This is a genomic window from Qipengyuania sp. (assembly GCF_965277845.1).
Taxonomy (GTDB): Bacteria; Pseudomonadota; Alphaproteobacteria; order Sphingomonadales; family Sphingomonadaceae; genus Qipengyuania.
Window position 1 is genome coordinate 3,092,111 of sequence record NZ_OZ255844.1, and the last position, 23,211, is coordinate 3,115,321.

General features: G+C 65.3%; 23 protein-coding genes and 1 pseudogene. 11 read left to right on the forward strand and 13 right to left on the reverse strand.

The window, feature by feature from the left end:
* Positions 1-20: 20 nt before the first annotated feature.
* From ACQY4G_RS15150 to ACQY4G_RS15165, 4 genes are all read right to left on the reverse strand, one after another.
* Positions 21-284: a GIY-YIG nuclease family protein gene (locus ACQY4G_RS15150; RefSeq protein ID WP_421992081.1), complete on the reverse strand. Its 264-nt coding sequence runs from the start codon at positions 282-284 to the stop codon at positions 21-23.
* 80 nt (positions 285-364) lie between these two features.
* Positions 365-610 carry an accessory factor UbiK family protein gene (locus ACQY4G_RS15155; protein WP_067691020.1) on the reverse strand — a complete coding sequence of 82 codons (246 nt, stop codon included), beginning with the start codon at positions 608-610 and terminating at the stop codon, positions 365-367.
* Positions 611-807: 197 nt separating this feature from the next.
* Positions 808-1,356, reverse strand: coding sequence for a TspO/MBR family protein (locus ACQY4G_RS15160; RefSeq protein ID WP_421992083.1), 549 nt, complete (start codon positions 1,354-1,356; stop codon positions 808-810).
* Between the two features lie 97 nt (positions 1,357-1,453).
* A complete protein-coding gene (locus ACQY4G_RS15165) occupies positions 1,454-2,473 on the reverse strand; it encodes an NAD-dependent epimerase/dehydratase family protein (RefSeq protein WP_421992085.1) in 1,020 nt (339 codons plus the stop codon).
* A 71-nt stretch (positions 2,474-2,544) separates the two neighbouring features.
* Here ACQY4G_RS15165 and ACQY4G_RS15170 point away from each other — a divergent pair, with 71 nt between their 5' ends.
* Positions 2,545-3,660, forward strand: coding sequence for an NAD(P)/FAD-dependent oxidoreductase (locus tag ACQY4G_RS15170; protein ID WP_421992087.1), 1,116 nt, complete (start codon positions 2,545-2,547; stop codon positions 3,658-3,660).
* Positions 3,661-3,698: 38 nt separating this feature from the next.
* Here ACQY4G_RS15170 and ACQY4G_RS15175 read toward each other — a convergent pair whose 3' ends face one another.
* The 3 genes from ACQY4G_RS15175 to ACQY4G_RS15185 all read right to left on the reverse strand — a co-directional run bounded on the left by ACQY4G_RS15175 (position 3,699) and on the right by ACQY4G_RS15185 (position 7,338).
* Positions 3,699-4,412: a DJ-1/PfpI family protein gene (locus ACQY4G_RS15175; RefSeq protein WP_421992089.1), complete on the reverse strand. Its 714-nt coding sequence runs from the start codon at positions 4,410-4,412 to the stop codon at positions 3,699-3,701.
* A 116-nt stretch (positions 4,413-4,528) separates the two neighbouring features.
* The gene (gorA, locus tag ACQY4G_RS15180) at positions 4,529-5,881 is read right to left on the reverse strand and encodes a glutathione-disulfide reductase (RefSeq protein ID WP_421992091.1); all 1,353 of its coding nucleotides are present in this window, start codon (positions 5,879-5,881) and stop codon (positions 4,529-4,531) included.
* A 92-nt stretch (positions 5,882-5,973) separates the two neighbouring features.
* Positions 5,974-7,338 carry a DEAD/DEAH box helicase gene (locus ACQY4G_RS15185; RefSeq protein WP_421992093.1) on the reverse strand — a complete coding sequence of 455 codons (1,365 nt, stop codon included), beginning with the start codon at positions 7,336-7,338 and terminating at the stop codon, positions 5,974-5,976.
* 274 nt (positions 7,339-7,612) lie between these two features.
* Here ACQY4G_RS15185 and ACQY4G_RS15190 point away from each other — a divergent pair, with 274 nt between their 5' ends.
* Positions 7,613-8,404 carry an alpha/beta fold hydrolase gene (locus tag ACQY4G_RS15190; protein WP_421992095.1) on the forward strand — a complete coding sequence of 264 codons (792 nt, stop codon included), beginning with the start codon at positions 7,613-7,615 and terminating at the stop codon, positions 8,402-8,404.
* Positions 8,391-9,506: a PAS domain-containing sensor histidine kinase gene (locus tag ACQY4G_RS15195; protein ID WP_421992097.1), complete on the forward strand. Its 1,116-nt coding sequence runs from the start codon at positions 8,391-8,393 to the stop codon at positions 9,504-9,506. The genes ACQY4G_RS15190 and ACQY4G_RS15195 overlap by 14 nt, the downstream gene beginning before the upstream one ends.
* Positions 9,507-9,508: 2 nt before the next feature.
* Here ACQY4G_RS15195 and pgi read toward each other — a convergent pair whose 3' ends face one another.
* Positions 9,509-11,071 carry a glucose-6-phosphate isomerase gene (pgi, locus tag ACQY4G_RS15200; protein ID WP_421992099.1) on the reverse strand — a complete coding sequence of 521 codons (1,563 nt, stop codon included), beginning with the start codon at positions 11,069-11,071 and terminating at the stop codon, positions 9,509-9,511.
* Positions 11,072-11,138: 67 nt separating this feature from the next.
* On the opposite strand from pgi, the gene lepB reads away from it, so the two are divergent.
* The 4 genes from lepB to ACQY4G_RS15220 are packed head-to-tail and all read left to right on the forward strand — an operon-like array spanning position 11,139 to position 14,890.
* Positions 11,139-12,035 carry a signal peptidase I gene (gene lepB, locus ACQY4G_RS15205; RefSeq protein ID WP_421992101.1) on the forward strand — a complete coding sequence of 299 codons (897 nt, stop codon included), beginning with the start codon at positions 11,139-11,141 and terminating at the stop codon, positions 12,033-12,035.
* Positions 12,032-12,703, forward strand: a complete 672-nt coding sequence (gene rnc / locus ACQY4G_RS15210; protein ID WP_291173561.1) for a ribonuclease III — start codon at positions 12,032-12,034, stop codon at positions 12,701-12,703. Before lepB ends, rnc begins: the two co-directional genes overlap by 4 nt.
* Positions 12,700-13,614 (forward strand): GTPase Era, encoded by a 915-nt coding sequence (gene era, locus ACQY4G_RS15215; RefSeq protein WP_067691050.1) that lies wholly within the window; start codon positions 12,700-12,702, stop codon positions 13,612-13,614. The genes rnc and era overlap by 4 nt, the downstream gene beginning before the upstream one ends.
* A gap of 22 nt (positions 13,615-13,636) precedes the next feature.
* Positions 13,637-14,890, forward strand: coding sequence for an MgtC/SapB family protein (locus ACQY4G_RS15220; protein WP_421992103.1), 1,254 nt, complete (start codon positions 13,637-13,639; stop codon positions 14,888-14,890).
* Between the two features lie 10 nt (positions 14,891-14,900).
* Here the strand turns inward: ACQY4G_RS15220 and ACQY4G_RS15225 are convergent, their stop codons facing one another.
* From ACQY4G_RS15225 to plsY, 4 genes are all read right to left on the reverse strand, one after another.
* On the reverse strand, positions 14,901-15,083 hold the full coding sequence (locus ACQY4G_RS15225) for a hypothetical protein (RefSeq protein ID WP_421992105.1): 183 nt from the start codon (positions 15,081-15,083) through the stop codon (positions 14,901-14,903).
* Positions 15,083-17,650: a type I DNA topoisomerase gene (topA, locus tag ACQY4G_RS15230; protein WP_421992107.1), complete on the reverse strand. Its 2,568-nt coding sequence runs from the start codon at positions 17,648-17,650 to the stop codon at positions 15,083-15,085. Before topA ends, ACQY4G_RS15225 begins: the two co-directional genes overlap by 1 nt.
* Positions 17,651-17,907: 257 nt before the next feature.
* On the reverse strand, positions 17,908-19,017 hold the full coding sequence (gene dprA, locus ACQY4G_RS15235) for a DNA-processing protein DprA (protein WP_421992109.1): 1,110 nt from the start codon (positions 19,015-19,017) through the stop codon (positions 17,908-17,910).
* Entirely contained in the window at positions 19,014-19,601 is a 588-nt protein-coding gene (gene plsY, locus ACQY4G_RS15240) for a glycerol-3-phosphate 1-O-acyltransferase PlsY (RefSeq protein WP_291175893.1), read from the reverse strand. Before plsY ends, dprA begins: the two co-directional genes overlap by 4 nt.
* 112 nt (positions 19,602-19,713) lie before the next feature.
* Here plsY and murI point away from each other — a divergent pair, with 112 nt between their 5' ends.
* The 3 genes from murI (at position 19,714) to hemA (ending at position 22,326) form a co-directional block, all read left to right on the forward strand.
* Positions 19,714-20,508, forward strand: a complete 795-nt coding sequence (gene murI, locus ACQY4G_RS15245) for a glutamate racemase (RefSeq protein WP_421992111.1) — start codon at positions 19,714-19,716, stop codon at positions 20,506-20,508.
* Between the two features lie 6 nt (positions 20,509-20,514).
* Positions 20,515-20,997, forward strand: a complete 483-nt coding sequence (locus ACQY4G_RS15250; RefSeq protein ID WP_421992113.1) for a hypothetical protein — start codon at positions 20,515-20,517, stop codon at positions 20,995-20,997.
* A 108-nt stretch (positions 20,998-21,105) separates the two neighbouring features.
* Positions 21,106-22,326: a 5-aminolevulinate synthase gene (gene hemA, locus ACQY4G_RS15255; protein ID WP_067691075.1), complete on the forward strand. Its 1,221-nt coding sequence runs from the start codon at positions 21,106-21,108 to the stop codon at positions 22,324-22,326.
* An 88-nt stretch (positions 22,327-22,414) separates the two neighbouring features.
* On the opposite strand, the gene ACQY4G_RS15260 is transcribed toward hemA, so the two are convergent.
* Positions 22,415-22,819, reverse strand: a complete 405-nt coding sequence (locus ACQY4G_RS15260) for a hypothetical protein (RefSeq protein ID WP_428483110.1) — start codon at positions 22,817-22,819, stop codon at positions 22,415-22,417.
* On the opposite strand from ACQY4G_RS15260, the pseudogene ACQY4G_RS15265 reads away from it, so the two are divergent.
* A pseudogene (locus ACQY4G_RS15265) lies at positions 22,790-23,029 on the forward strand (cell wall hydrolase); the annotation flags it as partial. The gene ACQY4G_RS15260 and the pseudogene ACQY4G_RS15265 sit on opposite strands and share 30 nt — an antisense overlap.
* Positions 23,030-23,211 lie beyond the last annotated feature (182 nt).

Here is a 23,211-nt window from a genome sequence, read left to right on the forward strand (position 1 = left end):
AGCTCTGCAGGATGGCGCCTTCACAAGATCGTATCGAACAAATCGTTCCAGTCGGGATTGTCCCGCCGAATTAGTTTGAGCTTCCATTGCCGCTTCCAGCGCTTCATCGCCTTTTCGCGTGTGATGGCCTCGTGAATGTCATCGTATTGCTCCACGTAAACCAAGCGTGTCAGTCCATGCTTGCGGCAGAACTGCGATCCGCGCCCCTCGCGATGGGCCTGCACGCGCGCAGCAACGTCGCTCGTCACGCCGATGTAGAGCGTGCCGTGGGGCGCGTTGGTCATGATGTAGTCCCAGCCGCCCGCCATTCAGCGAGCCGCTTGTAGGGACGTTATCTGGGCCCCTGCATGCGCAGGGGTGACGATCATTTGGTTTTCGCTTCCAACGCCTCGACGCGGGCCTTGAGGTCCTCGGCTTCTTCGCGTGCCTTGCTCGCCATGGTTTTCACCGCGTCGAATTCCTCGCGGCTAACGAAGTCCATCCCGGCGAAGCTCTCCTTCGCGCGTTCGCGCGCCGCATCGCGCGCCTCGCGGCCCATGCCGGCCAGCGTACCGGCCGCCGAATTGGCGAGTTTGACGAAATCGGCGATGAGCGGGTTCTGTGATTGCATGGCAGTTCAGATGGTTCGTGGACGCGCTTTTGTCCAGTTTTTGTTGGGTGCGGTCGGGACATCCGTCCCGACCTTGCTGTTCCGTCCCACGCCCCCTCCCGGCCACCCATAGAATACCGTGCCGTGGGTGGCCGGGAGGGGGCGTGGGACGGAACAGCCGCAAGGGAAGCGCGGAGGCGCTTCCCGCACGCAACACACTAAATCCTTACCCGCTCCACCGCGCCTTCGGTGTTGCCGACATCGGCCTCCGGATTGAGCTGCAGGAACTGATAGTTGAGCGCGGTCGCGAACAGGACCCAGGCGAGATAGGGCAGCAGCAGCACCCCGGCCAGTTTGCGCACGCGCCAGAACAGCGCGATTACCGCGAGCAGCGTCAGCGCGACAAGGATCAGCACGATCAATCCGCCGGTGATCTGCTGCGAACCGAAGAACACCCAGGTCCACGACAGGTTGAGCGCGAAATGCACCACGAACACCCACAGTGCCGCCGTGCGCCCACGCGCGCCCCAGGCCGAGGCGACCAGCGCCAGCGCCAGCCCGATCATAACGTAGAGCACGCTCCAGACGATGCCGAACCACTTGGGCTCGGGATAGATCGACGGTTTCTCGAGCGCCTGGAACCACGCCGTGTCGGGCCCGCCCATCTGGCCGCCGAGAAAACCGAGCAACACCACCAGCGGGACGGTGAAAAGCGCCCAGCGAATGAAACTTGCGCGCAGCTGCCCGCGCGACGCCAGCATGTTCATGCGAATATCCCGTCAGCGATTCGTTTCATGCGCCTTGTGACGAGGCACCGCGCGCGAGGCAATGCGGCAGACCGATTCGTCCCAAGCGCGCGACGGATCAGACCTTGACGATCCCCTTGCGCACGAGGCTGCGAACCGTGTCCTCGAGCGTCTGTTCCGCCGGGATGAAAGTGAAGCCCAGCACCTCTTCGGTATGCGTGCCCGACACGTCGCGGATATTGCCCAGTTCGCTCCTGATCTGCTTCATCTCGTCCATGAAGGGCGCGAGCAGTTTCACCAGCCAGTCGGGCATTGGCTTCTTCGGAACCTTGCGCGCATGTTCGGGCGCGCGCGACCGCACGGTTTCGGCCATTTCGCGGATCCACATGAATTTCTGCGAGGTCGGGAAGCGTTCGCCGCGCACCTTCTCGGCCGGCGCCTCGATCGCGCGGACATGCGCTTCGGCCACGTCGCGCACGTCGGTGACGCAAATGCCCATGTCGGGGATCAGCGGGATCGAGCCGTCGATTATCTTCTTCACCATCTCGACGCTGGTCGACATGTCGTCGTCATAGACCGGCCCGAACACGGCGACCGGATTGATCGAGCAGAAGGTCATGGTCGGCGCATGCGTCGCCACCCAGTCGCGCGCGGCGCGCTCGGCCACCGTCTTGCTTTCGATATAGGGCGGGACGCCGGCGGCGAGATTGGTCCAGTCGAGATGGGTGAAATGATCCTTGTCCGGCTGGCCATAAGCGATCGCGGCGGCGCTGCTTGTCTGGACGAAGCGCTCGATCCCCGCCTCATGCGCGAATTTCAGCGCCCGCAGCGTGCCTTCGCGCGCGGGGATTACCAGTTCGTCCTTGTCCTTGGGTGTGGCCATGGGAAAGGGCGAGGCGACATGGGCCACCGCATCGCAGCCCGCATTGGCCTCTGCCCAGCCCTCGTCACTCATCAGATCGGCCTGGAACACTTTGAGTCGTTCGCCCGCTTCGGGCCAGCGGGCGCGCAGTTTCGGCTCGCTCTTCGCCTTGTTCCGGACGGTAGTGTGGACGGTATAGCCCCCGGCGAGCAGCTGGTCGATCACTTCGCCGCCGATGTAGCCCGTGCCGCCGGTTACCAGTATCGATTTCACCATCTGCCTGCTCCCCCGATTGTCTGTTAGGCGGGAGACTACGCCGATTGGTTGCAACGGGCAACGGAGTCGCAATGAAGCAGGTCGATTTCCTTGTGGTGGGAGCGGGCATCGCCGGTCTGTCGGCCGCCGCGCGGCTGGCCCGGCATGGCGAGACGGTGGTGTGCGAGGCGGAGGACGCGCCGGGCGTGCATGCCTCGGGACGCAGCGCCACCTTTGCGCATTTCGACATGGATGCCCCGCTGGTCCGCGCGCTGACCGCGGCGAGCATGCCGCTATTTCAGGAGCCGGGCGCGCGGCCCCATCCCGCTCTGTTCATCGCGCTTGAGGGGCAGGCAGCGGCACTCGACCGGCTGGAGGCGAACTATCGCGTATGGGCACCGCAGGTTCGGCGGCTGTCGGTGGCGGAGGCACGCGAGCTGTTGCCGGCGCTGCGTGCGGGCGCAGGCGGGATCGTCGGTGCGCTGCTCGATCCGCAGGGCCGCAAGCTCGATGCGCATGCGCTGCTGGAAGGGCATCGCAAGGCCTTGCTCGCGGCGGGGGGCACGATTGCGGCAAAGGCGCCGGTGACAGGGCTGAGTCGCGATGGTGGGCGCTGGATCGCCGATACGCCTGGTAAGAGCTATGACGCGCGCGTGGTGGTCAATGCCGCCGGGGCCTGGGTGGACGCGGTGGCAAGGCTCGCGGGCGTCTCCCCCATCGGCATTCGCCCGCTGCGCCGCACGGTGATCACCTTCGACGTTCCGATCGACGTTGCCGCCTGGCCCTTCACCAAGACGGTGGGCCCCGGCTTCTATATCGAGCCGGAGGGCAGCGGCCGGCTGTTGGCCTGCCCGATGGACGAGGCCGCGAGCGAACCCTGCGATGCGCAGCCCGAGGAAGAAGACGTCGCGCTCGCCGCATGGCGCGTAGAGCAGGCGACCTCGCTGACGATCCCGCGCCTGGCCGGAGAGTGGGCCGGCCTGCGAAGCTTCACGCCGGACCGCCTGCCGGTGGCGGGTTTCGACCCGTCTGCGCCCGGCTTCTTCTGGCTCGCCGGACAGGGCGGCTTCGGCCTCCAGACCTCGCCCGCCATGGCGCTCGCGGCAGAGGCGTTGGCGACGGGCGGCGACTGGCCGGAGGATTTGCATGCGGTGGGGGTAGATGCGGCGATGCTGGCGGTGGAGCGGCTCAGGAGTGCCGCGGGATGACTGCTATCGGGCGCCTCGAGGGGTGCCGCCCGCGTCATCTACTGGGTGGGGAGCCGCCAGCCCGCTTTCGGATGAAGGGTAGCAGCAGCAGCCGCGACTTTTGCTGATCTTTCAGACTGCGCCTTTTGCGTGAGTTCTCGAATGCGCCGGACCGTTTCTACGTCGGCTCCTGTCGGCGAGCCCGAACAGAATGGAGGCTGCGGATCGTATTCTAGGGCCAGCTGGACCAACTTGGCGTGCTCCTCGCCGCGAATCTTGGCAGTAAGGGTTAGCGCGAAATCGATGCCCGCTGTAACGCCGCCGCCGGTGACGACCCTGCCGTCGAACACGACCCGCTGAGCTACCGGAATAGCGTCAAACTGCGTTAGCAGGTCGCGAGAAAGCCAGTGGCTGGTAGCGCGCTTGCCTTTCAGTAGACCTGCAGCGCCGAGCACAAGGGAGCCAGTGCAGACGCTGGTTATCCAATCCGCTGCGGGTGCGCTGCGCCGCAGCCAGTCGATCAGGACTGCATCGAGCATTGCGTCGTCGGCCCCCGCACCGCCTGGAACGCATACTACATTCGGTTGTGGACATTCGCTGTATGTGCAGGTCGGATTGATCGAGAAACCGGCGTCAGTCATCACCGGATCCATTGAACTAGAGACAAGGTGAATTCTGACATTGCCGAGCCGAGAAAGCACCTGAACCGGCCCGGTCAAATCGAGCTGAGTTACCTTGGGAAAAAGCACGAAAGCGACATCGATAGCGTCCATCCACCTAGCATATAGTCGCATGATTACGTCGGCAATCGATGGCCGTCGATCGCGATCAGAGTGACCGCAATCGAGTCGCTAACGGTCAGCCGGCCTCCGGCATCGCCAACCCGCCCCTACCGCATCAGCACCAGTTCTTCCGCCATCGTCGGATGGATCGCGGTGGTGGCGTCGAAATCGGCCTTGGTCAGCCCGGCCTTCACCGCGATCGCGGCGGCCTGCATCATCTCGGCCGCATCGGGCGCGATCATGTGGATGCCGACGATTTTGCCGCTGTCGCCGTCGCAGACCATCTTGAACAGGCTGCGCTCGTCGCGCCCGGCAAGCACGTTCTTCATCGGGCGGAAATCCGACAGATAGACCTTGACGCTGCCGAGCTTGTTCTTGGCCTCGCCCTCGGTCATGCCGACCGCGGCGATCGGCGGGTGGCTGAATACCGCGCTGGGAATGCAGCCATGGTCGACCGCGACCGGATCGTGCCCACCGAAGACGGTATCGGCAAAGGCCTGGCCCTCGCGGATCGCCACCGGGGTCAGCTGCACGCGGTCGGTCACATCACCGACGGCATAGATGTGGTCGACATTGGTCTTGGAGAAACGGTCGACCTTGATCTCGCCCTTCTCGCCCAGCTCGACACCGGCGTTTTCCAGGCCGAGCCCTTCGGTGTTCGGCTTGCGGCCGGTGGCGAACATCACCTGGTCGACCACTTCTTCGTCGCAATCGGACAGCTTGACCTTGAAGCGCCCGTCCTCGGTCTTCTCGATATATTCGAACACCGTGTTGAACTTGAAGTCGATGCCCTTCTTCATCGAGATCAGCAGCAAGCGTTCGCGCAGCGATTCATCATAGGAACGCAGCAACTGGTCGCCGCGATTGACCACGCAAACCTTGCATCCGAATTCGTTGAAGATGCCCGCAAATTCATTGGCGATATAGCCGCCGCCCGCGATGATGATCTTCTTCGGCAGCTTCTCGAGATGAAAGGCCTCGTTCGAGGTGATGGCGTGTTCGGCGCCCTTGCAGGTCGGCACCTGCGGGCGTGCACCGGTGGCAATCAGGATCCGTTCGGCGGTGACGACCTTGCCGCTCGCCAGCGTGATTTCGTGCGGGCCGGTAATCTCCGCGCGCTCCTTGAAGACGGTGACGTCGTGGTTCTCCAGCGTGTCGGTATAGGCGCCCTCCAGCCGGTCGACATCGGCCAGCACGTTGTCGCGCAGCGTGTGCCAATTGAAGCTCTTGCCCTCGACTTCCCAGCCGAAGCGCTTGCAGTCTTCCAGGTCCTCGGCGAAATGCGCGCCGTAGACGAGCATCTTCTTGGGGACACAGCCGCGGATGACGCAGGTCCCGCCGACCCGGTGCTCCTCGGCGATCGCGACCTTCGCGCCATGCGCGGCGGACACACGCGATGCGCGCACCCCGCCCGAACCGGCACCGATGGTGAAAAGGTCGTAATCGTAACTAGCGGACATGCGGCAGCTCCCTGTTGCGCGGACGTGCGATATGGCCTGCCATACGCATTTGCCAAGCTGCGAGTTACATGGGCGCTGCCCTCAGGCCCGGATTACCTCCCCGCGCGTCGCCGATTGCGATTGCGCGAGGGGCGGCTGCCGCCCGGCTTGCCGCCGGGTGCACCGTCGCGCCTGGGCGCGCCGGCGCGGTTGGGATGTTTGTTCTTGGGCTTGGGCTTCTTCGCCGCGCCGCCGGTAGGGCGCACCTTGGGCTTGGCGAGACGCGGCTTCTGCTCGCGCTTGGTCGGCCCGACGCCCTCGACCACCGCGCGGAAATTTTCCGGCAGTGGCAGACGCTCGAACTCTGCGTCGGTCTTCTTGCGGATATCCTTGAGGTAATCGCGCTCGTCCTCGGCGCAGAAGGCGATGGCGATCCCGTCCTTGCCCGCGCGCGCAGTGCGCCCGATGCGGTGGACGTATTGTTCGGGCACGTTGGGAAGCTCGTAATTGAGCACGTGGCTGACGCCCGGAATGTCGATCCCGCGCGCGGCGACGTCGGTCGCGATCAGGATCGGGGTCTTGGCGCTGCGGAACTCGCCCAGCGCGCGTTCGCGCTGCGGTTGCGACTTGTTGCCGTGGATGGCGTTGGCCGGGATGCCCTTCTGCGCCAACTTCTTCACGATCCGGTCGCAGCCATGCTTGGTCCGCGCGAAGATCAGCACGCGCTCGAACGTGCCGGGCACGTCGTGGCGCTCGGACAGGATCAGCTCGAGCAGCGTCTGCTTCTCGTCCTGCTGGACCATGAACAGATACTGGTCGATCCGTTCGGCGGTGGTGCTTTCGGGCGTGACCGAGACCTTGACCGGGTTGCGGCAATACTTGCCGACGAGTTCCTGGATCTGCTTGGGCATGGTCGCGCTGAAGAACAGCGTCTGGCGGTCGTCGGGCACGAGCTGGCTGATCCGGCGCAGCGCGTGGATAAAGCCGAGGTCGAGCATCTGGTCGGCCTCGTCGAGGACCAGCACTTCGACGCCGTCGAGCTTGAACGCCTTCTGGTCGATCAGGTCGAGCAGGCGGCCGGGCGTGGCTACGAGGATATCTGTGCCGCGGTGCAGCTTGTTGCGGTCCTTGTTGACCGAAGTGCCGCCGACGATCGAATGCACTTTGAGGCCGGCGAGCGCGCCGTAATCCTTGGCGCTCTGGGCGATCTGTCCGGCGAGTTCGCGCGTCGGCGCGAGCACCAACATGCGGCAGGATTTGAACGGCGTCTGCCGGTCCGCCTCGCGCAGCCGGTCGATGCTCGGGAGCATGAAGGCGGCGGTTTTGCCGGTACCGGTCTGGGCGATCCCCATGAGATCGCGTCCTTCGAGCACGGGCGGGATCGCCTGCGCCTGGATCGGCGTTGGGGTGTTGTAGCCCTTGAGGTCGAGGGCCTGGAGGACGGGCTGAGACAGCCCGAGGTCTGAAAATTGAGTCATGTTACTCGCATCGAATATGCGGCGCGCTCTCGGTTCCGATAGGCGGAATCCGGGCGCGGTCGCGGGGTTTGAAACCGCCCGCGTGAAAAGGGAAGTCTGTAGAAAATGGACCGAGGCGCGGCCGGGGCGATGGATGTATCGTCATCGCCGCTTCACGCTGGCTAGCGCGCTTCGATGGGCGGCATGTGGTGCAGGGCATGAAGGAAGTCAAGCCGTACGGGGGTTTGCTTGGAAGTTTGGAATTAACCAACGGGCTGCTAGCAGTCCCCCCGATATGATTGAATCACGCAATAATATCCGGACCTTCGGCTCGGGATCGCCCACTCTCCTGTTCTCCCACGGCTTCGGCTGCGACCAGAGCATGTGGGAACCGGTCGCCAACCGGTTGGCAGATTCCTTCCGCATCGTGCTCTTCGACCATGTCGGTGCCGGACGCAGCGACCTGAGCGCATACGACAAGGCGAAATATGCGAGCCTGGACGGCTATGCACGCGATGTCGTCGAGGTTGCGCGATCGATCGAGACGCCGGATCTGGTGTTCGTCGGCCATTCGGTCAGTGCGATGATCGGCGCGCTCGCGGCCATCGAGGCGCCCGATCTCTTCAAGCAGCTAATCATGGTCGGCCCTTCGCCTCGCTACATCGACGACGGGGACTATAGTGGCGGCTTCGACGAAAAGCAGATCGAAGAACTGCTCGAATTCCTCGACAACAATCACCTCGGCTGGTCGGCCGCAATGGGACCGGCGATCATGGGCAATCCCGACCGCCCCGAGCTGGGCGAAAGGCTGACCAACAGTTTCTGCAGCACCGATCCGGACATCGCGCGCGATTTTGCGCGGGCGACCTTCTTCTCGGACAATCGGGCGGATCTGTCGGCGGTGCCCGTCCCCACGCTGGTTCTGCAATGCAGCGAGGATATCATCGCCCCGGTAGAGGTCGGCAAATATGTCGCCGAGAATGTACCCGACAGCTCGTTCGTGCAATTGGAGGCGACCGGGCACTGCCCCAACCTGAGCGCACCGGATGAAGTCGCGCAGGCGATCCGGCACTATGTCCGGTCCTGACCCGACCGAGGATCTCCTCGACCTCTACGAGAATGCGCCGTGCGGCTACCTGTCGCTCGCCCCCGATTCGACGATCGTGCGGGCCAACCGAACCCTGCTCGGCTGGCTCGATCTATCGGCCGACGATCTGGTCGGAAAACCCCTGCGCGACTTGCTCGGAACCGGCGGGCGCATCGCCTACGAAACGCACCTTGCCCCGCTGCTGCGCCTGCAGGGCTTCGTTTACGAGATCGCCCTCGACTTGAGATGCGACCGCGGGCTCGTACCCGTGATTGCCAATGCATCGGAAAAGCGGGACGAATCGGACAACCATCTCTTCACACGCCTGACGCTGTTCCGCGCGGAAGACCGCCGGAAATACGAACGCAACCTGCTCGAGGCGAAAATCCGGGCCGAATCCGAAGCCGAACAGCGCGATCGCGAGGCCGAATTGCGCGAGCAGTTCATCGCGGTCCTGGGCCACGATCTTCGAAACCCCGTGGCTGCGCTGAAAGCGGGAACCGACCTGCTCAAGGACTCCGGCAATCTCGGCACCGAAGATCGTGAAATCGTCACCTTCATGGACTCAACGCTCGACCGCTCTATCGAGCTGATCAACAATGTCATGGATTTCGCCCGCGGCAGGCTGGGATCGGGTATCTCGCTGGATCTCCAGCCGGCGCCGGACCTGGACAGGAAGCTGGAAACCGTCATTGTCGAAGCGAAAGCGGCAAGGCCGGACCGCGACATCCGCAGCGAGATTGCGATCGAAACATCGGTTGAGTGCGATCCCGATCGTTTGGCCCAGCTCCTTTCGAATCTTGTTTCGAACGCCCTGCATCACGGCCGGCACGATGCCCCGGTCATGGTGAAGGCAATCACGACGCGGGATGAACTGGAAGTCTCGGTCACGAACTCGGGCACGCCCATTCCCGCCAATTTCCTCGAGACTCTGTTTCAACCCTTCGATCGCGGCTCGAAACAGGGCAATCACGATGGCCTGGGACTGGGCCTGTTCATCGTCGACCAGATCGCCACGGCGCATGGCGGACGGATGGAGGTCGTGTCCGACGAGGACGGGACAACCTTCAAGCTCGTCATCCCGTCCAAGGACAGCGAATAGCGCTAAGCGAGGCCCGCCGCCTTCACCAGCGCCTCGGTGCTGGCGTCGAATTCCTCGCCTCCCTTTTCGATCGCTTTCGCCATCGCCTTGCCGAGTTCGACGCCGAACTGGTCGAAGGGATTGATGCCCATCAGCACGGCATTCGCGAAGGTGCGGTGTTCGTGGAAGGCGATCAGCGCGCCCAGCGCGGCGGCGTCGAGGTCGTCGCACAGGATCGTCGCCGAGGGGCGGTCGCCGGGATAGTTGCGCGCGGGGTCTTCCCCCGCCTTGCCCGCCATCAACGCCGCGCCTTGCGCAAAGCAGTTCATCAGCAGGATGCGGTGGTGCGCGGGGTCGAGATCGTCGCCCGGTGCCACGCTGGCGATGAAGTCCACGGGGATAAGGTGCGTGCCCTGGTGGAGCAGCTGGAACACCGCGTGCTGCGCATCGGTGCCAACCCCGCCCCAAGTAATCGGCGCGGTCGGGCCATCGACGGGCTGCATGTCGGCAGTAACGCGCTTGCCGTTCGATTCCATTTCGAGCTGCTGGAGATAGTCGGGGAACAGGCCGAGCCGCTCGTCATAAGCGAAGACCGCGCGCGTCTGGCAGCCGCGCACGCGCGTGTAGTAGAGATCGGCGAAGGCCGCGCGCAGCACGAGATTGGCCGCCCCGTCGGTGTCGCGGAAATGCTCGTCCACCGCCTTCGCGCCGGCGAGCATGGCGCGGAAATCGTCCATCCCCACCGCCATGGCGATGGGAAAGCCGATCGAGGACCAGATCGAATAGCGCCCACCGACGCTTTCCTGGAACGGCAGGATGCGCGTTTCGTCGACCCCCCATTCGACCGCGCCTTCGGGATTGGCGGTGAGCGCGATCACGCGGCCGCCGGGGTCGCTCACGCCATTGTCGCGCAGCCATTTGAGCGCGCTTTCGGCATTGGTCATGGTCTCGATTGTGGTGAAGGTCTTGCTGGCGACCGCGATCAGCGTCTTGGCCGGATCGCATTTGGCAAAGGCCTCCTCCAGCGCGACCCCATCGATGTTCGAGACGACATGCACGTCGCAGTAGGACAGGTCGCGGGATAGCGCATCGACGCCCAGCGCCGGACCCAGCGCGCTGCCCCCGATGCCGATATGGATCAGATGCTCCACCTCGCCCAGCGCGCCCTGATGGATCGCGCCCACCAGCATGCCCATGCGATCGATCAGCGCCATCGCCTCCTCGACCTTGGCTTCGTCGCCCGTGCCGCGCAGCGTCGCGTGGTCGGCAGCGCGCCCCTCGGTCGGGTTGACCACCGCGCCGCCGAACAGCTTGGCGCGCATGCCGGCAAAATCCATCGCCTCGGCCAGTTCCTCGAACGCCGCGATCACCCCGCGGTCGAGATGCGTTTTCGACCAGTCGAACAGGATGCCGCCATCCTCCGCGCCCTCGCCCAGCTCGATCCGGCCCCAAAGCATCGCGACGCGCTCCGCCCTGCCCGGCTCGTCCGTACCCTCGCCGCCATCGCGAACCGCGCTGAACAGCTCGCCCAGCGTCGGCCGCGGCAGGTTTTCAAGCTTGTCCCAGATCGCGGCGGCAGAGGTCATCGTTCAAAAATCCTTTCGTGTGCGCAGGTGCGCGACTAGGGACTTCGGCGATGATTGAGAACCCCGCATGACAGAGCAGGCGCTGGATACCAATTCGCCCGATGAAGCAACAGCGAAGCCCGAGCAGAAGGAAACGCTCGGCAGCTTCCTGTGGTTCGTCGCCAAGCTGGTGATCGCCGTGCTCATTTTCCGCAGCTTTATCTTCTCGCCCTTCACCATTCCGAGCGAATCGATGCTGCCGAACCTGCGCAACGGCGATTATCTGGTCGCGGCGAAATGGCCCTACGGCTATTCGAAACTGTCGCTGCCGGGCGAGGTTCCGCTGTGGGAGGGCCGCATTCTAGCCGACCTGCCCGAGCGCGGAGACGTCGCGATCTTCAAGCACCCGGTGACCGGCACCGATTACGTCAAGCGCGTGATCGGCCTGCCCGGCGACACGGTGGCCGTGCGCAACGGTGTGGTGATCCTCAACGGCGAACCGCTGCCGAAGGAAGCGGCGGGCTATGCCGACATTCCGATGAGCGCGAATACGAGCTGTCGCCGCGACGGCGGCGTGGTGGTCGATGGCACGACCTGCCGCTACCGCCAGTTTCGCGAAACGCTGCCTTCCGGCAAGAGCTACATGACCGTCGATTTCGGCCCGGTCGGCCCGCGCCTGCTGACCGACGGCATGGGCGGGATCGCCACCGATTCGCGCGGCGTTCCCATCCGCGTCGATCCCGACGATATCGACCCGATCGTCATCCCGTCCGGCCAGCTGTTCGTGATGGGCGACAATCGCGACAATTCGCTCGACAGCCGGTTCCCCGCCGTGCCCGATGGCGGCGTGGGGCTGGTCGATGCGGATCTGCTGGTCGGCCGCGCCAGCCGCGTCCTGTGGTCGACCGATGGAAGCGCGCAGTGGCTGCTGCCCTGGACCTGGTTCACCGCCGCGCGCTGGGACCGGATCGGCAGCGACATATGAGCGCCCTCGCCCCCGAAACGCGCGAATGGCTCGCCGAGAACGGTTTCACGGTTAGGGACGAGGCGCGCTGGTTCGCCGCGCTGACCCATGGCAGCATGGGAGAGAGGCAGGATTACGAGCGGCTCGAATTCCTCGGCGATCGCGTGCTGGGCCTGTCGATCGCCGACTGGCTCTATGCCCAGAGCGGTGCCCCCGAAGGCAAGCTCGCCCAACGCCTCAATGCCATCGTCAGCCGCCAGATGTGCGCGCAAATCGCACGCGGCATCGGCCTGCCCCCGCATGTGCGCATTTCCAGGCAGGCGAGCAGCGATGGCGGGCGCGACAGCGACAACATACTCGGCGATGTGATGGAAGCCTTGCTGGGCGCGGAATTCCTCGACAATGGCTTCGATGCCTCACGCAAGCTGGTCCACCTGCTATGGCGGCCGGCGCTCGAAAGCGGTGCGGGCAAGTCGAAGCATCCCAAGAGCGCGTTGCAGGAATGGGCCGCGGGCAATCAGCGCAAGCCACCCGAATACGAGCTGGTCGAGCGCTCGGGTCCCGACCATGCGGCGCGCTTCACCGTGCGGGTAAAGGTCCACAAGGTCGGCGAGGCGAAAGGCACCGCGAACAGCAAGCAGGAAGCCGAAAAGCAGGCTGCACGGGAATTCATGGAGAAATTCGGGTGAGCACTACGCAAACCAAATGCGGCGTCGTCGCCGTCCTCGGCGCGCCCAATGCGGGCAAGAGCACGCTGGTCAACCAGCTGGTCGGCCAGAAGGTCGCGATCACCAGCGCCAAGGCGCAGACGACGCGCGCGCGGATGATGGGCATTGCGCTGCACAAGAGCGACGATGCCGACACGCAGATGATCCTGGTCGACACGCCGGGCATTTTCGCGCCCAAGCGGAGGCTCGACCGTGCGATGGTGAGCGCGGCCTGGGAAGGCGCCGAGGCCGCCGACGCGGTGCTTCTGCTGGTCGATCCGGTCAAGCAGCGCCGCCACGAGCTCGAGCCGCTGATCGAGCAGGTCGCCCAGCGGCCGGAACGCAAGATCCTGGTGCTCAACAAGGTCGATGTCGCGAAGAAGGAGCCGCTGCTCGCATTGGCGCAGGAGCTGACCGGCAAGGCCCAGTTCGAGGAAGTCTATTTCGTCTCCGCACTGACCGGTGACGGCGTGCCCGAGATGAAGGATGCGCTTGCCGCGATGATGCCCGAGGGTCCGTGGATGTATCCCGAGGACCAGGTGAGCGATGCCAGCGAACGCCTGCTCGCCACCGAGATCACGCGCGAACAGCTCTACAAGCAGCTGCACGAGGAACTGCCCTACGATTCCGCAGTACGGCCGGAGAAATACATCCAGCGGCCCGACGGCAGCGTGGAAATCCACCAGCAGATCGTTGTCATGCGCGACAACCAGCGCGCCATCGTGCTGGGCAAGGGCGGCAGCCGGATCAAGGCGATCGGCCAGGCCGCGCGCGAGGAGCTCTCCGAACTGCTAGGACAGAAGGTCCACCTCTTCCTCCACGTCAAGACCGACGAACGCTGGAGCGAGGACAAGGAAATGTTCGAGGAAATGGGGCTCGACTGGAAGAGCTGAGCTAGGAGATTTCCCGCTGGAGATGCTTGCGTCCCGTTTTCTGCCCCAACTGACCGCAGCGCTCGCGGTGGGGCTGCTGATCGGGATCGAGCGGGGCTGGAAGCTGCGCGGTGAAACGTCGGGGATGCGGGTTGCCGGCATAAGGACTTTCATCCTGCTCGGCATGACAGCGGGACTCGCAGGCATCATCGGCCTGCAAGGATACGCTATCGTTTCGGGTATCGTTGTCGCAATCGCCGCAGCGTTGGTGGCGATCGGGTACTCGCGTTCGATCCTCGACACCGGCAGACCCGATGCGACCAGCGCGGTGGCCGCCATGGTGACGCTCGGGCTGGGGTTCCTCGCGGGGATCGGCGAAGAGGCGCTAGCCGTCGCGGGCGCGGCGGTGGCCACGCTGATCCTCGCGCTGCGCGGCGAGGCCCATCGCTGGGTCGGCGCTCTCGACGAGGACGACATCAAGGCCTTCGCCCGCTATGCGGTCATCGCGCTGGCGGTGCTGCCTTCCCTGCCCGAAGGCCGCTACGGCCCCTACGACGCGTGGGAGCCGCGCGTCTTGTGGCTGGTGGTCGTCATCGTCACCGGCTTTTCCTTCGTCGGCTATGTCGCCAACCGCATATTCGGCGCGCGCCGAGGGACGATCGCCACCGCGGTGATCGGCGGGGCCTACAGTTCGACTGCCGTCACCCATTCCTTCGCCCAGCGCCTCGGCTCGGGCATGGGCGGCGGCGCGGAGAATGCGGGGATCGCGCTGGCCAGCGCGGTCATGTACCTGCGCGTCATCATCCTCGTCGCGGTGCTCGCAACCAGCCTGCTCGAACCTTTCGTCGTCGTGGTGACGCCCGCGCTGATCGCGGGCTTCGCGGCGAGCTACTGGCTCTACCGCAAGGCCCCCAGAACGACCGGACCGGCACCGCCCGGCAACCCCATCGCCATGCTGCCCGCCCTGACCTTCGTCGCCTTCGTTGCCCTTGCCGCAGTGGCCGCCCGCTGGGCAGAGGGCGAATTCGGTGAACAGGGCATCGCCATCCTGCTGCTGCTCATGGGCAGCATGGATGTGGATGCGGCCATCGTGACCGCGGGCGGGCTGGAACCCTCCACGATCGCGCCGCGCCTCGCCGCGCTGGCCATCGCGGGCACGATCCTCGCCAATATGAGCGTGAAGCTCGGCGTGACGTTGGTCTATGGCCAGCGCGAGGCACGCCCCGCCGCAGCGGCACTGGCTGCAAGCATGCTGGCCCTCGCGGCGAGCCTGGTGGCAGGTTACGCGCGGCTCTGAAGGGCGCCGGTTACCGCTTCTTCGCGATCTTGATCTTGTTCTGCTTGGCGAAGCTCTTGGTCGATTCCTCGCTGCGCCCCAGCGCCTTGGCGATCTGTTTGAGACCCTGCCCCTTGGCGGCGAGGGTGCGGAGCTGGCCCGCCTCCTCGCTCGTCCAGGGTTGCTTGTGCCGTTCGAAGCGGTCCTTGGCCATCAGTCCGCCGCGGCTTTCTTGGCCGTCGCCGTCTTCTTCGCCGCAGGCTTCTTCTTCGCCGGAGCCTTCTTCTTGGCCGGCGCCTTGCGCTTCTTCTTAGCCGGTCCCTTTGCCGCACGGGCATCGATCAGTTCGATCGCCTGCGCCTCGGTCACGTCCTCGGGCTTCACATCCTTGGGGATCGTGGCATTGGTCGTGCCGTCGGTGACATAGGGGCCATAGCGGCCCGGCATGACCTTGATCTCGCCGCCGCTGGTCGGGTGTTCGCCCAGCGTCTTGATCGGTTCGGCCTTGCCGCGTCCGCCGCCCTTGCGGTTGGCCGCCTGCGCGAGGATGTCGACCGCACGGTTCATGCCGACCTCGAAGACCTCGCGCGTGCTCTGCAACTTGCCGTACTTGCCGTCATGGCGCAGGTATGGCCCGTAACGCCCTATCGCGGCTTCGATTTCCTTGCCGGTTTCGGGATGCGCGCCGACGATGCGCGGCAGGCTCAAGAGCTTCAACGCCCATTCGAGATCGAAATCGTCGAGGTCCTTGGGGATGCTCGCGCGCTTGGCTTCCTTGCCCTCGCCCAGTTGGACATAGGGACCGAAGCGGCCGCTCTTGCGCTCCACGGGCAGGCCGGTTTCCGGATCCTCGCCCATGACGCCGTCATCGGCGCCGTCGTCGCCATCGGAGCCGCCCGGCTTGGCGAACTGGCGGGTGTATTTGCACTCGGGATAGTTGGCGCAGGCGACGAAGGCACCGTAGCGGCCACCGCGCAGCGCGAGCCGTCCGCCTTCGCGGCCTTCGGTTTCGCATAGCGGGCAATGCCGCGGATCCTTGCCGTCGGCACGTTCGGGAAAGAGGTAATCGGCGAGGAAATCGTCGAGCACTTCGGTCACTTCCGAAGGCTTCTTCTCCATCACCTCTTCGGTCTTGGGCTTGAAGTCGCGCCAGAAGGCTTCAAGCAGCTGCTTCCAATCCTCGCGCCCGTCGCTGACGGTATCGAGCTCGTCCTCGAGCCCGGCAGTGTAGTCGAAGGCGACATATTGCGGGAAGAAGCGCTCGAGGAAGGCGGTCAGCAGGCGGCCCGATTCCTCGGCATGGAAGCGGCTTTTCTCCATGCGCACATAGGCACGGTCGCGCAAAGTCTGGATGGTGCTGGCATAGGTCGAGGGGCGACCGATGCCGAGTTCCTCGAGCCTTTTGACCAGGCTGGCTTCGGAAAAGCGCGGCGGCGGCTGCGTGAAGTGCTGGTTGGCATCGACACCTTTCTTGAGCGGGCTGTCGCCTTTCGCGATCGTGGGCAGCAGACCGTCCTCGTCATCGTCCGCATCGTCGCGGCCTTCCTGGTAGACCGCGAGGAAGCCCGGGTACTTCACCACCTGGCCGGTGGCGCGCAGCTCGTGCTGGCCGGTGGCATCGCGCAGAGTCACGCTGGTCCGCTCGAGGCTGGCGGCGGCCATCTGGCTGGCCATCGCGCGCTTGCAGATCAGGTCGTAGAGCCTGCCCTCGTCGCCCGATACGGCGCGGTCCTGGTTGAAATTGGTCGGCCGGATCGCCTCATGCGCTTCCTGCGCGTTCTTGGCCTTCGACTTGTACATGCGAGGGGCATCGGGAAGCGCATGGCCGCCATAGCGATCGGCCACCGCCTTGCGGCAATCGGCAATCGCGCTGCCATCCATGCTCACGCCATCGGTACGCATGTAGGTGATCGCGCCCGCCTCGTAGAGCGACTGCGCGCACCGCATCGTGTGGCTTGCGGAAAAGCCCAGCTTGCGTGCGGCTTCCTGCTGCAGCGTGGAGGTGGTGAACGGCGGCGCGGGATTGCGCTTGAACGGCTTGGTCTCGACCTCCTCGACCGTGAAGTTTGCGCCCTCGACCGCGGCCTTGGCGGCCATGGCGCTGCCTTCATTGCCGAGGGTGAGCTTTTCCAACTTCTTCCCGTCGTAGCGCACCAGCCGCGCGTCGAACTCGGTGCCGTCGTGCTGCAATTTGGCGATGACCGACCAATATTCGTCGGCGCGGAAATGCTCGATCTCGATCTCGCGGTCGACGATCAGTCGCAGCGCCACCGATTGCACGCGCCCAGCGCTCTTCGCGCCCGGCAGGCGGCGCCACAGCACCGGCGAGAGGGTGAAACCGTAAAGATAGTCGAGTGCGCGGCGCGCGAGATAGGCGTCGATCAGGTCCTGGTCGAGCTCGCGCGGAGCCTTCATCGCCTCGGTCACCGCCTGCTTGGTGATCGCGTTGAAGGTCACGCGTTTCACGTCCTTGGGCAGCGCCTTGCGCTTCTGCAACAGCTCGCGCACGTGCCAGGAAATCGCTTCGCCTTCGCGATCGGGGTCGGTCGCGAGGATCAGCTGGTCGGCCGCCTTCGCATTCTCGGCGATTTCCTTGAAGCGCTTCTGCTTGTCGCGATAGAGTTCCCAATCCATCGCGAAGCCTTCGTCGGGCCGCACGCTGCCGTCCTTGGGCGGCAGGTCGCGGACATGGCCGTAGCTGGCGAGGACCTTGAAGTCCTTGCCGAGGTATTTCTCGATGGTTTTCGCCTTCGCGGGCGATTCGACGATGACCAGTTGCATGGGGGTAGTTGCAGTCCCTTACGTGTGTACGTGCGTATACGCGCGAAAATGGGGACCGCTCCCGATCCGCGTCAAGCGCCAAAACGGAACGGGCCGCCCGTACTAGGAGGTACCGGGGCGGCCCGTCGCGAGCGCCGTTGGGGGGTGCCCGCTTTCCGAACTGGTGACTGAGACGACCGATTCGGTCGGTGCCAAAGGGTGATAATAGGACAGAATCGACATCGACGCTTGCAAGTACGCGTCAATCTTTGCCCAACTCAGCCCGCCAGGCTCACCTTTCCGCCGGCATGGCGTTCCAATCGACCGGCAACCTCCAGCTCGAGCAGCGCGAGTTGCACCGCACTGGGGCTGGTGCCCGACTGGCGGATGAGCTCGTCGACCGCCACCGGAGCCGTGGTGAGGAGGTCGGCAAGCTCGGCCGGCTCCGCGTCTGCCAGTTCGCCCGGCTCGAAATCGAAACGGGTCGCCGGTTCGCGAAATGTCGAGCGCGGCACGCCGTCGAAGCCGGACAGCAGTTCGACCACGTCTTCGGGCGCCTGCACCAACACCGCGCCTTCGCGGATCAGGTGATTGCAGCCGTGGCTGCGCGCCTCGAGCGGACTGCCGGGGATCGCCATGACCTCACGCCCCGCCTCGCCCGCAAGGCGCGCAGTGATCAGGCTGCCCGATTTGACCGCCGCCTCCACCACCAGCGTCCCGCCCGCGAGGCCGGCGATAATGCGGTTGCGACTGGGAAAATGGCTGCCGCGCGGTTCGGTGCCCGGCGGCTGTTCGGCGAGCAGCAGGCCCTCATTGGCAATCCGTTCCTGCAGATCGCCATGCTGCGGCGGATAGGCAATGTCGATCCCGCTGGCGATCACGCCGATGGTGGCGGGAAATGCGCCTTCGTGCGCCGCGCCGTCGATTCCGCGCGCCAGACCCGAGACCACGGTAAAGCCCGCCTCCGCCAGGCCTTGCGCGAAATCGCGCGCCAGCTTGACCGCCGCCGCGCTGGCATTGCGCGCGCCGACCATCGCGACGCAGGGTTTCGATGCCAGCGACAGGTCGCCGCGCCAGGTGAGGATCGGCGGCGCGCCATCGATCCGGCCGAGCAGGACGGGATAGCCGGGCTGGTCGTGAAACAGATATTTAGCGCCCGCCTTGCGCACCGCTTCGACCTCGCGCTCGATCCTGTCGGCGGGGCAGGCGCGATATTGGCGACCGCCCCGCTTGCCGAGATCGGGCAGCGCGCCCAGCGCCTCGGCGGCGCTACCGAAGCGCTGCAGCAGCATGGCATAGCTGACCGGGCCGATATTGGGCGAGCGCAGCAAGCGGATGCGGGCAAAGGCCTCGTCCTGCGACAGTGCGGGCCCGGCCGCGCCACTCACTCTTTGGCGCCGCCGATCCGGGGCTCTTCGCCCTTCATCAGCCGTGCGATATTGGCGCGGTGGAGGTAGATGATCAGCAATGCGATCGCGGCGAGGACGGGGAAGAACTGCGGATAGCCGAACAACGGCGCAGCGGCAGCGGCTGCGACGACCGCCGCCATCCCTGCGAGTGAGGACACGCGGAAGATCGCCAGCACGCTCAGCCAGATGAAGGCATAGGCCAGCCCCAGCGGCCAGGCGAGGCCGAACGACACACCCGCATTGGTCGCCACGCCCTTGCCGCCCTTGAACCCCAGCCATACGGGGAAGCAGTGCCCCAGCACCGCCGCGCCCGCGGCAAAGGCCTGTCCGACCTCGCCCCAGAGCTGCCCCGCGATCACCACAGGAGCGAGCCCCTTGGCCAGATCGAGCAGCAGCGTGGCAGCGGCGAGCCCCTTGTTGCCGGTGCGCAGCACGTTGGTCGCACCGATGTTGCCCGAGCCGATCTGGCGCACGTCCCCCATGCCCGCCGCCTTGGTCAGCAGCAGGCCGAAGGGGATCGATCCGATCACATAGCCGAGCAGCGCTGCGTAGAATGCGTCCACGGAAAACCTCCGGTGCTGGGCGCCCGGTCGCGGCCACGCCCTTCCTCTTTGATTACGCTGTAAAAGTAAGTACGGCCCTTCGACAAGCTAAAGGCCGCACGGAATATCCGCTTTGGACGCAACATCCCCCATCCTGCTGTTCGATTCCGGTATCGGCGGGCTGACCGTGCTGGACGAAATGCGCAAGGTGCTGCCCGACGCGCCGGTGATCTATGCCGCCGACATGGCGGGCCTGCCCTATGGCACGAAGAGCGAGGCGGAGGTTGCCGCGCGCGTCGCCGGTCTGCTCGGGCGGATGGCCGAACGCTATCAACCGCGGCTCATCTGCATCGCCTGCAACACCGCCAGCACGATCGCGCTGGGCATGGTCCGCGACGTGCTGGAGACGCCGATCGTCGGCACCGTTCCCGCGATCAAGCCCGCCGCCGCGCTGACCAAGAGCGGGGTTTTCGGCCTGCTCGGTACCGAAACGACGATGCGACAGAAATACGTCGACGATCTCGAGCATGCCTTCGCGGTGGGCAAACGGCTGCTGCGCCACGGCGCCAACGAACTGGTCCCGCTGGCCGAGGCCAAGCTGCGCGGCGAATGCGTGCGCGTCGACGATGTGGCCGAGGTCGCCAAGGGCCTCGTGCTGCAGGCCCATGGGCGCGAGATCGACACCATCGTGCTCGCCTGCACGCATTTCCCGCTGCTCGAGGACGAGCTGCGCGAAGCCTTCGGCGAGGACGTCGACTTCGTTCACGGGGCACAGGGAATCGCGCGAAGGATCGCGCATCTGACCGAGGGGCAACGCTTCGAACGCGGCTCGGGCGATCGCGCGGTGACGACGGGAGAGTTGGCGGATTTCGAGCGGCTCGCACAAGCCTTTGCCGCGCGCGGCATCGACCGGCTGGAGAAGTTCTGAACCGCCATGACCCGCGATCGCTCCGATCTGGCGCAGGCAAGCCTCGAGCGACTGGCCGAAGTCGGCGGCGATATCACCCGGCCCGTGCTCGACGCCTACTACGCCCGCCACCCCGATGCGCGCGCCTCGTTCGAGCATCACGGGCTGGGCGAGACGGCCAAGCTCGAGGGCCGCATGGTGGCCGAAAGCCTGTATCTGCTCCTGACCTGGGTCGAGGACCCGGCAACGGCGAGGATCGATCACGGCACCGCGATCGTCCACCACAACGACTCGCTGGATATTCCCCCGCGCTGGTATCTCGGTCTGGTCGATGCCGCACTCGAAGTGCTGCTGCACACCATCCCCGCCGATGCGCCCGACGAGCGTGCGTTGTGGCTCGCCGTGCGCGAAGAGTTCGCAAGCTTCGTCGAGAGTTTGCGCAGCGAGTTCGTGCATGGCGACGGAGGCGATCCGCTGCCCCGATTCGAGGCTCCCTTGCCTGCCGATTGACTTGCGAACGGCTCGCAAAGATCGCGGTGGCGATTTGCAACGTATTTGACTAATGGGGCCTGCACAGTCAGCCGCGGACGGGCGGCGCAGAAACGGGCGAAAACGCCAGTGAACTACGACCAGATCTTCGACGAAGCGATTGCCAGGCTGCACGAGGAAGGCCGCTATCGCGTCTTCATCGACATCCTGCGCAACAAGGGCGCCTTTCCCAATGCGCGCTGCTTCGCCGGCCACAACGGTCCGAAGCCGGTCACCGTCTGGTGTTCGAACGACTACCTCGCCATGGGCCAGCACCCCAAAGTCATCGCGGCCATGGAAGAGGCACTGCACGATGTCGGCGCAGGCAGCGGCGGCACGCGCAATATCGGCGGCAACACGCATTACCACGTCCAGCTGGAAGCCGAGCTGTCGGACCTCCACGGCAAGGACGCCGCACTGCTCTTCACCAGCGGATACGTCTCCAACGATGCGACGCTGTCGACCGTGGCCAAGCTGCTGCCGGGCTGCGTGATCTTTTCCGACGAGCTCAATCACGCCAGCATGATCGCGGGCATCCGCAATTCGGGCTGCGAGAAGCGCGTCTTCCGTCACAACGACCTCGAGCACCTCGAGGAGCTGCTTGCTGCCGAGGACGAATCGACGCCCAAGCTGATCGCTTTCGAAAGCGTCTATTCGATGGATGGCGACGTCGCCCCGATCCACGCGATCTGCGACCTCGCGGAGAAATACAACGCGCTGACCTATATCGACGAGGTCCATGCAGTGGGCATGTACGGCCCGCGCGGCGGCGGCATTTCGGAGCGCGACAAGGCCGCGCACCGGATCGACATAATCGAAGGCACGCTGGGCAAGGCGTTCGGCGTGATGGGCGGCTATATCGCGGCCGACAAAAAGATCGTCGATTGCATCCGCAGCTATGCGCCCGGCTTCATCTTCACCACGTCGCTCAGCCCCGCGCTGGTCGCAGGCGTGCTCGCGGCGGTGCGGCATCTGAAGGAAAGCAGCGAGGAACGCGAGGGTCAGCAGGCCGCCGCCGAACTGCTCAAGCGGAAGATGCGCGATGCCGGCCTGCCGGTGATGGACAGCGTCACCCACATCGTGCCGCTGATGGTCGGCGATCCCGTCCACGCCAAGAAGATCAGCGACATATTGCTCGCGGAGTATGGCGTCTACGTCCAGCCGATCAACTTCCCCACCGTGCCGCGCGGCACCGAGCGCCTGCGCTTCACTCCCGGACCCGCACATACGGCGGAAATGATGGACGGACTGGTCGAGGCACTGGTCGAGATCTGGGACCGGATGGACATGGATTTGGCGAAAGCCGCGTAAGCTGCGCGCTAGTGTCGCTAGCAGTCCGCAAAAGACTGGCGAGCGGCGATTTCCAGCCTAGATATCGGGGATGGACGATCCCGCTCCCTTAGCGCAATCCGGACACGATCCGGCGCCCTTTCTGGCGCTGGCAGGTCTGGTGCTGCTGCCATTCGTTTTGCTGGGCCTGTTCGGCGGGATGCCCACAACGCGCGATCATCCATCCACCTCCGCGACCGCGGTGACGGCGCCTCCGCTGCCCGACCTGCCTGCAAGCGGTGACGATACCATAGTCGTGTCCGAACTGGTCGCCGACGATGCCCGGGCGCGCAATGCCGCAGTGGCATTCGCGGCGATCGGCCCCGGCACGGCGAGGCCGTTCACCATTCGCGGCGATGAGACCGACCGCAACCGCGCGCGCGACTGTCTGGCGCTGGCGGGCATGGCCGAAGCCGGTGGCAGCGACGCCGACCAGCGCGCGGTGATGCAGGTCGTGCTCAACCGCGTGCGTCACCCTGCCTTCGCCAATACCGTATGCGGGGTGGTGTTCGAGGGCTCGCAGCGGCCCACAGGCTGCCAGTTCAGCTTCACTTGCGACGGCTCGCTCGCACGGCGCTATTCCGATGCGGCATGGCGTTTGGCCCGTAATAGGGCCGAAGACATGTTGGCAGGGGCGATCCATGCGCCGGTCGGCAATTCGACCCATTTCCATGCCGACTACGTCTATCCCTGGTGGAGCGAACGGCTCGACAAGGTGGCGCAGGTCGGCCCGCACCTGTTTTTCCGCTGGCGCGGTTTCTGGGGCAGCGGCACCGCGATGTCGGCGCGCTATGGCGGCGGCGAGCCCGATCCGTTGCGGCTGCGCGAAACCGCGCTCGCCGTGGCCAGCGCCAACCCGCTCCCGAC

What these genes read in the sequence shown, in the direction of transcription:
- ACQY4G_RS15150 (WP_421992081.1), bottom strand. Translation starts at nt 284, where the DNA reads ATGACCAACGCGCCCCACGGCACGCTCTACATCGGCGTGACGAGCGAC.
- ACQY4G_RS15155 (WP_067691020.1), bottom strand. Translation starts at nt 610, where the DNA reads ATGCAATCACAGAACCCGCTCATCGCCGATTTCGTCAAACTCGCCAAT.
- ACQY4G_RS15160 (WP_421992083.1), bottom strand. Translation starts at nt 1,356, where the DNA reads ATGAACATGCTGGCGTCGCGCGGGCAGCTGCGCGCAAGTTTCATTCGC.
- ACQY4G_RS15165 (WP_421992085.1), bottom strand. Translation starts at nt 2,473, where the DNA reads ATGGTGAAATCGATACTGGTAACCGGCGGCACGGGCTACATCGGCGGC.
- ACQY4G_RS15170 (WP_421992087.1), top strand. Translation starts at nt 2,545, where the DNA reads ATGAAGCAGGTCGATTTCCTTGTGGTGGGAGCGGGCATCGCCGGTCTG.
- ACQY4G_RS15175 (WP_421992089.1), bottom strand. Translation starts at nt 4,412, where the DNA reads ATGGACGCTATCGATGTCGCTTTCGTGCTTTTTCCCAAGGTAACTCAG.
- gorA (WP_421992091.1), bottom strand. Translation starts at nt 5,881, where the DNA reads ATGTCCGCTAGTTACGATTACGACCTTTTCACCATCGGTGCCGGTTCG.
- ACQY4G_RS15185 (WP_421992093.1), bottom strand. Translation starts at nt 7,338, where the DNA reads ATGACTCAATTTTCAGACCTCGGGCTGTCTCAGCCCGTCCTCCAGGCC.
- ACQY4G_RS15190 (WP_421992095.1), top strand. Translation starts at nt 7,613, where the DNA reads ATGATTGAATCACGCAATAATATCCGGACCTTCGGCTCGGGATCGCCC.
- ACQY4G_RS15195 (WP_421992097.1), top strand. Translation starts at nt 8,391, where the DNA reads ATGTCCGGTCCTGACCCGACCGAGGATCTCCTCGACCTCTACGAGAAT.
- pgi (WP_421992099.1), bottom strand. Translation starts at nt 11,071, where the DNA reads ATGACCTCTGCCGCCGCGATCTGGGACAAGCTTGAAAACCTGCCGCGG.
- lepB (WP_421992101.1), top strand. Translation starts at nt 11,139, where the DNA reads ATGACAGAGCAGGCGCTGGATACCAATTCGCCCGATGAAGCAACAGCG.
- rnc (WP_291173561.1), top strand. Translation starts at nt 12,032, where the DNA reads ATGAGCGCCCTCGCCCCCGAAACGCGCGAATGGCTCGCCGAGAACGGT.
- ACQY4G_RS15220 (WP_421992103.1), top strand. Translation starts at nt 13,637, where the DNA reads ATGCTTGCGTCCCGTTTTCTGCCCCAACTGACCGCAGCGCTCGCGGTG.
- ACQY4G_RS15225 (WP_421992105.1), bottom strand. Translation starts at nt 15,083, where the DNA reads ATGGCCAAGGACCGCTTCGAACGGCACAAGCAACCCTGGACGAGCGAG.
- topA (WP_421992107.1), bottom strand. Translation starts at nt 17,650, where the DNA reads ATGCAACTGGTCATCGTCGAATCGCCCGCGAAGGCGAAAACCATCGAG.
- ACQY4G_RS15250 (WP_421992113.1), top strand. Translation starts at nt 20,515, where the DNA reads ATGACCCGCGATCGCTCCGATCTGGCGCAGGCAAGCCTCGAGCGACTG.